The sequence below is a fragment of the Hominenteromicrobium mulieris genome, from assembly GCF_046197855.1.
GTDB lineage: Bacteria > Bacillota > Clostridia > Oscillospirales > Acutalibacteraceae > Hominenteromicrobium > Hominenteromicrobium mulieris.
Map to the genome: position 1 here is coordinate 668,155 of NZ_CP173188.1, position 12,749 is coordinate 680,903.

The window sequence follows — 12,749 nt, forward strand, 5'->3', positions numbered from 1 at the left end:
CTGCGCAGTGCAGAGGAACGGGAGCGTTTCTTGTGTGTTATAAGGATCAGAGGAGTGTGATATTAAAAGTAATTGAACGGGTTCGTGGTGCTGCCGTAGTAAATAACTTCAAAGTGAAGGTGCGGGCCCGTAGAATTGCCCGTAGAGCCCACGTAGGCGATCGTTTGGCCGGGGGAGACGGTATCACCCACAGAGCACGCAAGGGCGCTGGCATGCGCGTAGCGCGTGGAATAGCCGTTGCCGTGGTCAATGAACACGCAGTAGCCGTAGCTGTCCATCCAATCGCTGTAAATGACTTTGCCGCCGTCTGCCGCAACGATGGGCTTACCGTAGATGCCGCCGCCCGCAATGTCGATGCCGCGGTGGCCGCCGTCGCCGTAATAGCAGGTGATGTAGGTGTAACCCGGCATCGGCCACACAAAGCTGCCCGTGCCGATATATCCGACACCGCTGTCGTAAGAGCCGCCGGAGTTCGTGCTTGCGGCTTTCAAAGCGGCGTAGTAATCTTCGTACCATTTATCAATGGCCGCATCGGCCTCTTCTTTTTCCTTTTCGAGGCGCTCGGCTTCCGCCTGTGCTTCGGCTTCGTTCTGCTCGGCCTCGTCTAAGAGCTTCTGGTTTTCGAGGTACAGTGCGGAGAGCTCATCGCTTTTGGAATCGAGATCCTTTTTGTCGGTGCTCAGTTCTTCTTTGTCCGCGTTGATTTTTTCCACCTGCTCCTGAATGGAGGTCAGTTGCTCTTCAAGCGTGTCCAAAAGCTCGGTATCGTGCTTTGTAACGGACTGTATGACTTCACTTTTCTGCGTGTAATCCACAAGGCTTGTGCTGCTCAGCAAAATGGAAAGGTTAGAAGCTTCGCCCGCCATGTATAAGGCGCGCAGGCGCTTTTTCAGTTTCGTATAATTTGCGTTGATGCTGATGCGTGTGTCAGCAATATCCTGCTCGCCCTGTTCGATCTGCGCATCCAGCTCGTTGATGCGCTGCACCAGAATGTCAAGCTGCTGCTGGATAATATCGATCTTGCCCTGCAGCTCGTCGCGGTAGGCGCGCTTTTGGCTTACGTCATCACGCAGTTCTTCAAGGCGTTTGTTGTTTTCTTCCTCTTGCTTTTCGAGTTCGGCAAGCTGAGATTTTAAGTCCGTGATGGATTCTGCCGAAACGTTCGGCAGCTGCACCACGCCGGAATAAAAGGCTAAAAGACCTGCAAGCGTAAACGCGGTCAGACCGCGCAGAAAGCTGTGCTTACGCAACTGCGTTCTCTCCTTCGTTATTGAGATATTTGCCGATGGAAATGCTGCCGCCGAAAAGGCCGAACAGCGCACCGACAATGGCGTAGCCCGCAATGATGTACATCACATACGGGTCGATATCCACAGCGTTAAGGAACGGCACGATGTTATAAAGCGCCTGTACCGCGTACTTATAGGCAACGAGCAGAATCGCAACGGAAATGCCGCCGGAAATGAGGCCGATGAGCATGCCCTCTACGATGAACGGGATGCGCACGAAGCCGTTCGTTGCACCGACGGACTTCATAATGCTGATTTCCGTGCGGCGGGAGAACATCGTGACCTTAACGGTGTTGGAAATGATGAACAGGGAAACGATGGCGAGGATGACGATGATTGCGAGGCTTGCCACGCGCACGATCATATCGATGTTCGAAAGCTTTGTGGCAATGTCGCTGTAATCGGTGTAGTGATCCACGCCCTCAATGGCCTGTATCTGCTGTATAGTTTCGTCATATTTGGAGAGATCATGCATGGAAATTTGATAAGCGTCCGGCAGCGGGTTTTCGTCGCCGTCCAAACCCTCCAGCACAACGGCGTTTTCGCCGAGCAAGTCCATCATGTCGGCAAGACCGTCGTCTTTCGGCACAAAGGTGCATTCGCTCACGTTTTCGATGCTGCGAATCTGGTCGCCAACCTGCACGGCGGAAAGAGACGGCAAACCGTTCGTCAGATACACCGTGATGCTGTTGTTGTCTTCAATGGAGGACATCATGGAGGTAAGGTTGATGGAAACAAGGCTTGCGCAGCCGGTCAAAAGCAGGCAAGAGATCAGCACGCCGATGGAGGCGATACTCATCGTTCTGTTTTTCCAAAGGTTTTTTACGCCTTCTTTGAGCAAATATCCGAAATTATGAAACTTCATGGGAATCTGTTACCATCCTTTCACACAGGTCAGCCGTTTGCCTGGTCGTTGTTTTGCGGAGCCGTGAATTCTTTCGTTGCATACGGCTGTGCGTCGGCATCCGCCTTGGCGCGTGCTTCCTTTGCACGGCGAATGGCCTCGCGGTCTACGGCTACGGTCTCCTGTGTGGCAACGGCCTGTGCCGCAGCCTGCTGCTCCTTGGAGATGGCAGCGGTATCGGCCACAATCTCGCCGCTGTGAATCTGAATGATGCGCTTGTGGAAGTGCTTGACAAGGGAGTGCTCGTGCGTGACCATCAGCACGGTGGTGCCGCGCTCGTTGATGGCGCTGAGCAGATCTACGATCTCGTAGGAAAGTGCCGGGTCGATGTTGCCGGTCGGCTCGTCCGCGATGATCATGGAGGGGTTATTGACAAGGGCGCGCGCAAGGCCCACACGCTGGCGTTCGCCGCCGGACATTTCGGTGGGGTAATGCTTTGCTTTGTGCTGTAAGCCCACAAGGCCCAGAATATACGGCACGCGCTTTTTAATGGCTTTCGGGGAGGCGCCCACAACGCGCATGGCAAACGCCACGTTGTCGTACACGGTCATGTGGTCGATGAGGCGGAAATCCTGGAACACAAGGCCCATTTTTCTGCGCACATACGGGATCTTGCCCTTGCGGATGTGGCTGATGTCCTGGCCGTCAATGAGCACCTGACCTTCGTTCGGGCGCTCCTCACAGGTAATGAGCTTCAAAAAGGTACTTTTGCCCGCGCCGCTGGAACCGACGATAAAGACGAACTCGCCTTTTTCGACCTTCAGGTTGATGTTGTGCAGCGCTTCCGTACCGTTATTGTAAACTTTAGAAACATTGCGGAATTCGATCAAAGTGTACTCCTCCTTTGGAGATATAAATAAACTCGGCGCGGCAGAATGCCCGCCCGGTCATTTGCAAATGAAAATCTCATTTGGGTGAAATACCGCAGAAAGCCTACGATACCACCTTGCTATTATACCAACATGGTTTGCATTTTTAATTCTAAAAAAGAATTATTCGTTATACTTTTGTAACTTTTGTAACTTCTTGTAATGAAAAATTTGCGCAGAAAGCAGCAGCGCCGCACAAAACCGTGTAAAGGCTCTGTGCGGCGCTGCATTAGGAATAAATAAAACGAGAAATCAATCAGAATTTAGAGGGGCTGCTGGAAAGGTACTTTTTGACCATCAGCGCTACCTTAAAGACGATGGCGTCCTCAAACTCACGCAGGTCAAGGCCGGTAATCTTCTTGATCTTCTCAAGGCGGTAAACAAGCGTGTTTCTGTGGACGAACAGCTTTCTGGAGGTCTCGGAAACGTTCAGGTTATTTTCAAAGAAACGCTGAATGGTGAACAGCGTCTCGTGGTCGAGGGACTCAATGGAGCCGCGCTTGAAAACTTCCTTCAGGAACATTTCGCAAAGCGTGGTCGGCAGCTGATAAATCAGACGGGCAATGCCGAGGTTGTTATAGCTGACAATGGTCTTTTCGGTGTCGAATACCTTGCCGACCTCAAGCGCAATCTGGGCTTCCTTAAAGGAGCGCGCAAGATCCTTGATGCTGTCTACAACGGTGCCGATGCCCACAACGCAGTGGGTGTAGAACTCGCTCGAAAGCGTGTCTACAATGGAGCCGGCAAGCTTATCGATGTCGCGCGGGTCGATGTTGGAGCGAATCTCCTTCACGAGCGCGATGTCCGTCTCATTGATGTTGATGACGAAATCCTTGTTCTTGTCCGGGAACAGATTCTGCACCACGTCGTACGCGGAAACATCGGTCTGGTTCGTCACTTTGATGAGCATGCAGACGCGGCTGACATCAGAGTTGAAGCGCAGCTCGCGGCTCTTCAGATAAATGTCGCCGGGCAGGATGTTATCGAGGATAACGTTTTTGATGAAATTGCTGCGGTCATACTTTTCATCGTAATACTGCTTGATGCTGTTCAGAGAAACAGCCAGAAGGCCGACATATTTTGCGGCTTCCGGGTCGTTGCCGGAGACGAACACTGCGTATTCCGGGCGCGGGCGGCTGCCGAAGGATTTATATGTGTAGTTGCCGGAAACAAATGCAGCCTGAGATGCAATGTCTTCCGCCGTTACGGATTCCGTTACTTCGCCGATCTTGCCGAGCTCGCTGCACGCGATAATCACGGAGGACTCGTCGATGACGCCGATCGTGCGGTCAATGGAATCACGCATCTGATGAATGACGCCCTGAAACAGTCTATTGGACATGATTTCCTCTTTTCTCCGTCGCTTCAAATTCAGTCCTGCGCGGTTTTCGACGGCTCCCGCACAGTTATCCATTCTCTATGTTATCTATATTACAGAATTAAAACCGATTTTTCAAGTCTTTTTGAGTATTTTTTTTGAGAGTTCGTAAATCTGCACAAACTGAAAGACTCCGTTTGCTCTGTAAGCAATTTAGACCCCGTATAGCGACTAAAAACAGGAGCGGCACAGGAAAAACGCCCGTGCCGCCCGAAATTGCGATGCTCTTTACTTTAAGTATTCGGTGAAAACATAGCCTGTGCGGCTGCCGTAGCTCACCTTGTACCACTCGCTTGTGGTCTTTTCCAAAACCGTCACGCTTGCGCCCTCCGGGATGACCGTCAGCACATTTGTGTCCGTGCCGGTGCCTGCACGCAGGTTAAGATATGCCGTGGTGCGCATCGTATCGGAAGAAGCGGAGCTGTCCGTGCTGCCGGAATTGCTACCGTTCATTGTGATATATTCGCTGAACATATAGCCGCTCTTGCCGTTCACGGTCACGCCGTACCAGTCGCTCACGCTTGTGTCCGTCACGGTGATGGCCGTACCGTTTGCGATAACGCCGAGGGAGCGGTAGTTTGTGCCGCGGCCTTCGCGCAGGTGTACGTCTTCGTTCGTCTGTGCGGAAGCGGAGCCGTCTGTGCTGCCGGAAGACGTGTTGTTATCGGAGCTACCCGTGTCGGTCAGCTTGATGTATTCGCTGTACATGTAGCCGCTTTTGCCGTTTACGGTCACTGCATACCACACGTCGCTTTTATCCGTTACGGTAATGGCCGTGCCGCCCGGAATCACGCCGAGTGAACTGTAATTCGTGCCCTTGCCGCTGCGCAGGTGCACGCCGGTGGTCGTCTTTGCGGCCTCGCCGTTTGTGCCCGTGTTGGAATTATCGGAGCTGCCGGAGTCGGAAGAATCATCCTCGTTCACCGTGCCGGTCACGTTTAGATATTCGGAGAAAACGTAGCCCTTCTGACCGGAAGCAGTTGTCACGGCATACCATTCGCTGTTCTTCGTGCTTGTTACGTTCACTTTTGTACCCTCTGCCAGCACCGTAATGGTGTCATAGCTAAGGCCCGGGCCCTTGCGCAGGCGCACACCGGCAGTCGTCTTCGCGTTGAATGCGGAGTCTGCTTCGGAGAAGCTGCCGTTTGCGGAAGACGGCGTTTTGTCGGAAACACCGTCGCTGCCGAAGGTATACGTCACACCGTTGATGGTGCGGGTGGTGTTGATGACATATTCGCCGTTTTCATAATAGAAATAGTCGCCGTCAAACTTATACCAGCCTGTCGTGGGGTATGTAATGCTGCCAAGCTTGTGCCATTGCAGCCAACCATGGCCCGGAATGGATTCGTAGCGCATATTAACGCCCCATGTGCTGTTGTCCACCACCATGCCGTTGCCAACGTACACGCCCACGTGGTCATAGTTCGCAATGGTCACAATCAGGCCGTGCGTGCGCGGGATCGTATCGATTGGGCCGGATTCCACCGCGTCGTTCGCCTGCGCCGTAACGGTGCGGGGATAGTTCCAGTTCGGCTGAATGTTGCTGTTATCATCCACCCAGCAGAAGTAAGAATAAATAAGACCGCTGCAATCCGAGGCACGCACACCGTTCGAGTTAAAGTTGCCGTAAGCGCCGTAAGAATACTGCCAACCGTCGCGATAGGCCTTTAAAGCGTGCTCCGCAAGGCCGATGGATGTCAGCTCCGCGGAAGCCGCGCTGACGGTCGTGCCGGTGTTCGGCAGTACAGTGCTGCATATCAAAATAAGCACGGCAAGCAAAAAGACCGCAGCCGTTCGGGAAAGCTTTTTCACGTTCTGCATTGTTGTGTTCCTCCGTTCGTCATTACATTATATAAACGTATAAGCGTGTGTTCACGGCGGACGGTCCGCCGCAAAGATGTGGGCAACAGTTATTACAAATCGGTAACATTGTATCACAAAGATTACAAAAATGCAACCCCCATTCGCTTTCACGTGCAAAGAGGCTTATACGATCTGTATACAACATTGAAAACGCAGAATGTTTCACGCTGCGAAATGTTATAAGACCGCCGGGTTTTCCACAAATCACTCACCCTGTGGGGGAAAGTTGAGTGTATCCGTAAAAACCGCGGAATCCCCCGCCGAAATGCCCGGAAACCTTGACAAAATCCCGTGAAAATGCAATAATATTAAGTCAATAGAATGTCATCAAACACACTATTTATAAACACGCTTGTGTTTTGATAAACTGGAGGGAGAAAACGTGTCTAAAGAGCTTGCTAAGGCTTACGAGCCGAAAGAAGTTGAAGACCGGATCTATGACTTCTGGATGAAGGGCAAATACTTTCATGCCGAGGTAGATCCCAAAAAGAAGCCGTACACCATCGTCATTCCGCCCCCGAACATCACGGGTCAGCTGCACCTTGGCCATGCCATGGATGAAACGCTGCAGGATACGCTCATTCGTTGGCGCAGAATGCAGGGCTATTCTGCTCTGTGGCTGCCGGGCACCGACCACGCTTCCATCGCAACGGAGGCGAAGATCGTAGAGGCCATGCGCAAAGAGGGCATCACAAAGGAAGAAATCGGCCGCGAAAAGTTCCTGGAGCGCGCCTGGGCGTGGAAGGATCAGTACGGCGGCAGGATTGTCGAGCAGCTCAAAAAGCTCGGCTCCTCCTGTGACTGGGATCGCCTGCGCTTCACGATGGACGAGGGCTGCAACAAGGCCGTCAACCACGTTTTCAAGAAGCTGTACGACAAGGGGCTCATCTACCGCGGTGAGCGCATCATCAACTGGTGCCCGCACTGTAAGACCTCCATTTCCGACGCCGAGGTCGTGTTCGAGGAAAAGGAAGGCTCCTTCTGGCATCTGCGTTACCCGTTGAGCGACGGCTCCGGCTACATTGAGCTTGCGACCACCCGCCCGGAAACCATGCTGGGCGATACCGCCGTGGCGGTGCACCCGGATGACGAGCGCTACAAGGCACTCGTCGGCAAAACGGTCATTCTGCCGCTCGTCAATAAAGAAATCCCGATCATTGCCGATAGCTATGTGGAGCAGGACTTCGGTACCGGCGTTGTGAAGATCACCCCGGCACATGACCCGAACGACTTTGAGGTTGGTCTGCGCCATAATCTGCCCGTCATCAACGTCATGGACGACGGCGGTGTCATCAACGAAAATGGTGGCAAATACGCCGGTATGCCGGCGCTCGAGGCCAGAAAGCAGATTGTCAAGGATCTCGACGAAGTAGGCTTCCTCATTAAAATTGAGCCGATCAAGCACAACGTCGGCACCTGCTATCGCTGCGGCACCGTTGTGGAGCCGCGCGTTTCCACGCAGTGGTTTGTCAAAATGGAGCCCCTCGCAAAGCCGGCCATCGATGCCGTTAAGGACGGCGACATCCGCTTCATTCCGGAGCGCATGGATAAGGTCTATTATAATTGGATGGAGAACATCAAGGACTGGTGTATCTCCCGTCAGCTGTGGTGGGGTCACCAGATTCCGGCGTGGTACTGCGAGTGCGGCGAGACCATCGTCTCCGAGGCTGTGCCTACCGTCTGCCCGAAATGCGGCGGCACACACCTGACCCGCGACCCCGATACGCTTGATACGTGGTTCTCCTCCGCGCTGTGGCCGTTCTCCACGCTCGGCTGGCCGGATAACACCGAAGAGCTTAAATATTTCTACCCGACGAACACCCTTGTCACGGGTTATGACATCATCTTCTTCTGGGTGGCACGCATGATCTTCTCGGGTCTTGAGCACATGGGCGAAGTGCCGTTCAACACGGTGTTCTTCCACGGCCTCATCCGCGACGCACAGGGCAGAAAGATGAGTAAGTCTCTCGGCAACGGTGTCGATCCGCTCGATGTCATCAGCGTTTACGGCGCAGATGCCCTGCGCTTTACGCTCGTTACGGGCAACAGCCCCGGAAACGACCTGCGTTTCTCCGAGGAAAAGGTCAGCGCTTCCAGAAACTTTGCCAATAAGATCTGGAACGCCGCACGCTTTATCCTTATGAATATCAAAGGCAAGGACATCGACTGCGCCCTGCCGAAAAAACTCTATACAAGCGATAAGTGGATCTTAAACCGCTTCAATAACGTCACGGCAGCCGTCACCGAAAACCTCGAGAAGTTCGAGCTCGGCATGGCGGTCAGCAAGCTCTATGACTTCATCTGGGACGATTTCTGCGATTGGTACATCGAACTTGCAAAGATCCGCATGAACGGCGCGGACGAAGAGAGCGCAGACAGCGCCCGCCGTGTCCTCGTCTGGACGATGAGCAACACCTTAAAGCTCCTGCACCCGTTTATGCCGTACATCACGGAAGAAATTTGGCAGACGCTGCCGCATGACGGTGAAGCCCTTATCGTCGCAAAGTGGCCGGAGTACGACGAAGCCCTCTCCTTCCCGCAGGAAGCAAAGAACCTCGAAAACGTTATGGCGCTCATCCGTGCCATCCGCACCCGCCGCAATGAGATGAATGTGCCGCCGTCGAAGAAAGCGCACATCTACATCGATACCGCGCATCCGGCACCGTATGAGGAAGCGAGCGAATTCATTGCACGCCTCGCTTACGGCTCCAAGGTCGAGATCGGCACGGGCTTTGACGTACAGGGGGCCGTAACGGCTGTGACCGACGACGCAAAGGCGCTGTTGCCGATGGACGATCTTGTCGATAAGGCAGCGGAGACCGCACGTCTCAACAAGGAGCTTGCAAACGCACAGAAGCAGCTCGATACCGTCAAGGCGAAGCTTGCAAATGAAAAATTCACCTCCAAAGCGCCGCAGAATGTCATCGACGGCGTAAAGGCAAACGGCGAAAAGCTGGAAGCAAAGATCAAACTGATCCTCGAAACATTGGAGAGCTATCAATAATGACCTACGAAGAAGCACTGCAAAAGATCAATTCCCGGCTGCGCTTCGGCATCAAGCCGGGGCTGGAGCGCATTGAAGCGCTTTGCAAAAAGCTCGGCGATCCGCAGAAGAAGCCGCGTTTTGTCCACGTAGCCGGCACGAATGGCAAGGGCACCACCTGCACGCTTATCGCGAGCGTGCTTACGGCGGCGGGCTACCGCACGGGCCTCTACACGTCCCCGTATGTGCTCGATTTCCGTGAGCGCTTCCGCATCGACGGCGAGATGATCCCCGAGGCGGAGCTCATCGAAGAAGTAAAGCGCGTGTCGCCCGTTGCGGACGAGCTTGAAGCCGCAGGCGATACCGTTACGGAGTTCGAGTTCATCACCGCGCTCGCGTTCGATTGGTTCGCGCAGCGCAACTGCGATTTTGTCGTGCTCGAGGTCGGTCTCGGCGGTCGATTTGACGCGACGAATGTCATCGATACGCCGGAAGCTGCGGCCATTGCGTCCATTTCGCTCGACCACACGGCGATTTTAGGCGATACCTACGCGAAGATCGCGTTCGAGAAAGCGGGCATCATCAAAAAAGGCGGCGACGTCGTGCTGTACCCCGTGCAGGATCCGTCCGTGTTCGAGACTATCGAATCGGCGTGCAACGAGCGCGGCGCACACCTGCATATCCCGGATGAAAAGAACATGCAGGTAAACGGTACTGCACTTACGGGCACCGCGCTTACGTGGCGCGGCCTGCCGCTTACGCTGCCGTTTACGGGCGTGCATCAGGTGCACAACGCCGCCACGGCGCTTACCGTGCTCGACGTTCTGCGCGAAAAGCACGCAAACATCACCGATGAGGCGCTGCAAAAGGGATTTGCCTCGGCGTATATCCCGGCGCGTATGGAGATTTTGTCCCAAAAGCCGCTCGTGCTTTTAGATGGCGGCCACAACCCCGGCTGTGCCTCTGCGTTGCATGAAGTGCTCAAAACACATCTTTCCGGCCGTCATATCACAGCCATTATGGGCATGATGGCGGATAAGGACAGCATGCGTTATCTGGAGCTGACCGCGCCGCACTTTGAGAGAATTATCACGGTGCAGCCGCAAAACCCGCGCTCTTTATCGGCGGAAGCCCTCGCGGACGAAGCAAAGCACTTCTGCAAAGACGTGCAGCCTGCGCAGAGCATGAAAGACGCGATAGAGAAAGCAACCGTTTCAGGCGACGAAGTGCTCGTCATCTGCGGTTCATTCTTCTTAGCATCTGAAATTCGCGACCTCGCCATCGAAAAATACAAGGCGTAACACAAATTTAATCGGCCGACACACTGCGGCAAAAAATACGGACAGGTTCCTTTAGAATTTTCTAAGGAGCCTGTCCTTTTTGTTATTATTTAAATTTCAAACGGACATTTCGGGCCTTAAAGGAGCGAACACGATGAATTTGCGAATTGAATTAAAAGGCGGTGCGATGACGGCCTCCATGCGCGGCGAGCTCGACCACCACACTGCCGGTGAAATGCGGGAGCAGATCGATAGTACAGCGAAAAAAGTGCGCCCGCAAAAGCTGATTTTAGATTTTAAAGAGGTACCGTTTATGGATTCCTCCGGCATCGGGCTGATTCTCGGCCGTGTCCGCACGGCGGCGCTGTGGGGCGGGCACGTCACCGTACGCGGATTGTCACCGCAGTTAAAGAAAATGGCGGAGCTTTCCGGCGTCTCCGCGCTCGCGGTGCTGGAAGACACCGGGAAAGGAGCGAAAACATGAAACAGATCATCAACCGCATGGAGCTGCGCTTCCCGTCCGGCTCCGTCAACGAAAGCTTTGCGCGTGGCGCGGTCTCCGCGTTCGTCCTGTGCCTTGACCCCCTCGTCACAGACTTAAACGATTTAAAGACCGCCGTCAGCGAAGCCGTGACGAACGCCATTGTCCACGGCTACCGCGATACCATCGGCACCGTGTACATAACGGCTGTAATCTACGCGGACGGCACCGTGCAGGTCAAGGTGCGCGACCGCGGCTGCGGCATCCCGGATATCGAAAAAGCCATGGAGCCGCTGTTTACCACCGGGGGAGAGGAGCGCGCGGGGCTCGGCTTTGCCGTGATGCAAAGCTTCTGCGACAGCGTGCGTGTCATTTCAAAGCCTCAAAAAGGCACCACCGTGACGCTCACAAAACGGTTTGAGCGCAAGCCGAATGGAGAATAAAGACTTTGCCGAGCGCAACGTGGGGCTTGTGCGCGCGCTTGTGCCGCGTTTTCTCGGGCGCGGCATCGAATACGACGACCTCTTTCAGGCGGGCTGCGAGGGGCTCATCAAAGCCGCCGCACACTTTGACCCCGACCGCGGCTATAAGTTTTCCACATACGCCGTGCCTGTCATTTTAGGCGAAATGCGCCGCCTGTTCCGCGAGGGCGGCACGGTAAAGGTTTCGCGCGGATTGAAAGAGCTTTCCATAAAAGCGGTGCGCCTATCCGAACAGATCGAAACGGAGACCGGAAAAGCGCCGAGTGTGTCCGTTCTTGCGGAAAAGCTCGGTGTTCCCGAAGAAAAGTGCGCGGAAGCCCTGAATGCCGCGGCACAGCCCGTTTCTCTCACCGGCGACGACGAAAACAACGAGACGGACATTCCCGTCGACGCACCGGAAGAAAAAATCACCGATCACCTCGCCTTGCAGCAAATACTAAAGGCGCTGCCCGAGGAGGACCAGCGCCTTATCTACTATCGCTATTTTAAAAATCAGACCCAAACGGAAACGGCCAAAAGGCTCGGCACCACACAGGTGCAAATCAGCCGTCGCGAGAAAAAATTACTCCTCCGTCTGCGTGGTCTGCTGCTGTGAGGTTGTTTCCGCGCCCGCCAAAACGGTGCGCGTGTTCTTTAAGAAGTTGTAGTCGCTCAGCAGCATGGCGTAATACGCCAAATTCACAACGCCCTGACGCTCCCAACGGTGGCATTCGCGCAAAACGCCTTCGCGCTGAAAGCCGGATTTCTCCAAAATGCGCTGCTTGTCAATGTCCGCATCTAAGCAAACGGACTGCACGCGGTTCACGCGTGCCATCTCAAACAGGTAGCGGCACAGCGCGCCCATAGCTTCTGCCGGATATTCCGTGCCCACACAGCGGCGGCCGAACAAAAAGCGCAGCTGCACCATGTTCATGCCCTCGTCCACACCGCCGATCTCGATCCACCCGATGAGGTGTGCGAGGTCGGTGTTTGCATATACGCCGAGCGTTACGGTGCGCTTTGCGGCAAACTGCGCGTTAGCATCCTGAATTTTATATTCCGCCTGCACGCGCTCCTTGGCGGGCGCTTCATATTCGTAGCGGTACAGTTCTTCGTCCTGCATAATCTCCCACAGCGCGTCGCCGTCCGCAAAGCCAAGGCGGCTCAGCGTCACGTTTGCACTGGTGAGAAACGGGCAGCTCTCAAAAAGCAATTCGGTTCTCATTTCGGTTTCTCCCATC

10 protein-coding genes and 1 pseudogene are annotated in these 12,749 nt (G+C 54.4%); 5 read left to right on the top strand and 6 right to left on the bottom strand.

Annotated elements, in window-relative coordinates; genetic code table 11:
- Window positions 1-62 precede the first annotated feature (62 nt).
- The 5 genes and pseudogenes from ACI0CA_RS03215 to ACI0CA_RS03235 all read right to left on the bottom strand — a co-directional run bounded on the left by ACI0CA_RS03215 (window position 63) and on the right by ACI0CA_RS03235 (window position 6,261).
- Entirely contained in the window at window positions 63-1,250 is a 1,188-nt protein-coding gene (locus ACI0CA_RS03215; RefSeq protein ID WP_308449311.1) for a murein hydrolase activator EnvC family protein, read from the bottom strand.
- Entirely contained in the window at window positions 1,243-2,154 is a 912-nt protein-coding gene (ftsX, locus tag ACI0CA_RS03220; protein WP_176820958.1) for a permease-like cell division protein FtsX, read from the bottom strand. The genes ACI0CA_RS03215 and ftsX overlap by 8 nt, the downstream gene beginning before the upstream one ends.
- Window positions 2,155-2,369: 215 nt before the next feature.
- Window positions 2,370-3,023, bottom strand: a pseudogene (gene ftsE / locus ACI0CA_RS03225) (cell division ATP-binding protein FtsE); the annotation flags it as partial.
- Window positions 3,024-3,318: 295 nt separating this feature from the next.
- Window positions 3,319-4,404: a PucR family transcriptional regulator gene (locus ACI0CA_RS03230; protein ID WP_176820960.1), complete on the bottom strand. Its 1,086-nt coding sequence runs from the start codon at window positions 4,402-4,404 to the stop codon at window positions 3,319-3,321.
- A 264-nt stretch (window positions 4,405-4,668) separates the two neighbouring features.
- Window positions 4,669-6,261, bottom strand: coding sequence for an SH3 domain-containing protein (locus ACI0CA_RS03235; RefSeq protein ID WP_395507161.1), 1,593 nt, complete (start codon window positions 6,259-6,261; stop codon window positions 4,669-4,671).
- Between the two features lie 424 nt (window positions 6,262-6,685).
- On the opposite strand from ACI0CA_RS03235, the gene ACI0CA_RS03240 reads away from it, so the two are divergent.
- The 5 genes from ACI0CA_RS03240 (at window position 6,686) to ACI0CA_RS03260 (ending at window position 12,124) form a co-directional block, all read left to right on the top strand.
- Window positions 6,686-9,307, top strand: coding sequence for a valine--tRNA ligase (locus ACI0CA_RS03240; protein ID WP_308449309.1), 2,622 nt, complete (start codon window positions 6,686-6,688; stop codon window positions 9,305-9,307).
- On the top strand, window positions 9,307-10,587 hold the full coding sequence (locus ACI0CA_RS03245) for a bifunctional folylpolyglutamate synthase/dihydrofolate synthase (RefSeq protein WP_343285350.1): 1,281 nt from the start codon (window positions 9,307-9,309) through the stop codon (window positions 10,585-10,587). Before ACI0CA_RS03240 ends, ACI0CA_RS03245 begins: the two co-directional genes overlap by 1 nt.
- Before the next feature lie 133 nt (window positions 10,588-10,720).
- Window positions 10,721-11,050, top strand: coding sequence for an anti-sigma factor antagonist (locus ACI0CA_RS03250; protein ID WP_343285349.1), 330 nt, complete (start codon window positions 10,721-10,723; stop codon window positions 11,048-11,050).
- Window positions 11,047-11,490 (top strand): anti-sigma F factor, encoded by a 444-nt coding sequence (gene spoIIAB / locus ACI0CA_RS03255; RefSeq protein ID WP_308449306.1) that lies wholly within the window; start codon window positions 11,047-11,049, stop codon window positions 11,488-11,490. The genes ACI0CA_RS03250 and spoIIAB overlap by 4 nt, the downstream gene beginning before the upstream one ends.
- Window positions 11,480-12,124, top strand: coding sequence for a sigma-70 family RNA polymerase sigma factor (locus tag ACI0CA_RS03260; RefSeq protein WP_308449305.1), 645 nt, complete (start codon window positions 11,480-11,482; stop codon window positions 12,122-12,124). The genes spoIIAB and ACI0CA_RS03260 overlap by 11 nt, the downstream gene beginning before the upstream one ends.
- Here ACI0CA_RS03260 and ACI0CA_RS03265 read toward each other — a convergent pair.
- Complete coding sequence (locus ACI0CA_RS03265) at window positions 12,092-12,733, bottom strand: GNAT family N-acetyltransferase (protein WP_176820966.1); 642 nt, start codon at window positions 12,731-12,733, stop codon at window positions 12,092-12,094. The two genes, ACI0CA_RS03260 and ACI0CA_RS03265, sit on opposite strands and share 33 nt — an antisense overlap.
- Window positions 12,734-12,749: the final 16 nt, after the last annotated feature.

What these genes read in the sequence shown, in the direction of transcription:
- ftsX (WP_176820958.1), bottom strand. Translation starts at nt 2,154, where the DNA reads ATGAAGTTTCATAATTTCGGATATTTGCTCAAAGAAGGCGTAAAAAAC.
- ACI0CA_RS03230 (WP_176820960.1), bottom strand. Translation starts at nt 4,404, where the DNA reads ATGTCCAATAGACTGTTTCAGGGCGTCATTCATCAGATGCGTGATTCC.
- ACI0CA_RS03235 (WP_395507161.1), bottom strand. Translation starts at nt 6,261, where the DNA reads ATGCAGAACGTGAAAAAGCTTTCCCGAACGGCTGCGGTCTTTTTGCTT.
- ACI0CA_RS03245 (WP_343285350.1), top strand. Translation starts at nt 9,307, where the DNA reads ATGACCTACGAAGAAGCACTGCAAAAGATCAATTCCCGGCTGCGCTTC.
- ACI0CA_RS03250 (WP_343285349.1), top strand. Translation starts at nt 10,721, where the DNA reads ATGAATTTGCGAATTGAATTAAAAGGCGGTGCGATGACGGCCTCCATG.
- spoIIAB (WP_308449306.1), top strand. Translation starts at nt 11,047, where the DNA reads ATGAAACAGATCATCAACCGCATGGAGCTGCGCTTCCCGTCCGGCTCC.
- ACI0CA_RS03260 (WP_308449305.1), top strand. Translation starts at nt 11,480, where the DNA reads ATGGAGAATAAAGACTTTGCCGAGCGCAACGTGGGGCTTGTGCGCGCG.
- ACI0CA_RS03265 (WP_176820966.1), bottom strand. Translation starts at nt 12,733, where the DNA reads ATGAGAACCGAATTGCTTTTTGAGAGCTGCCCGTTTCTCACCAGTGCA.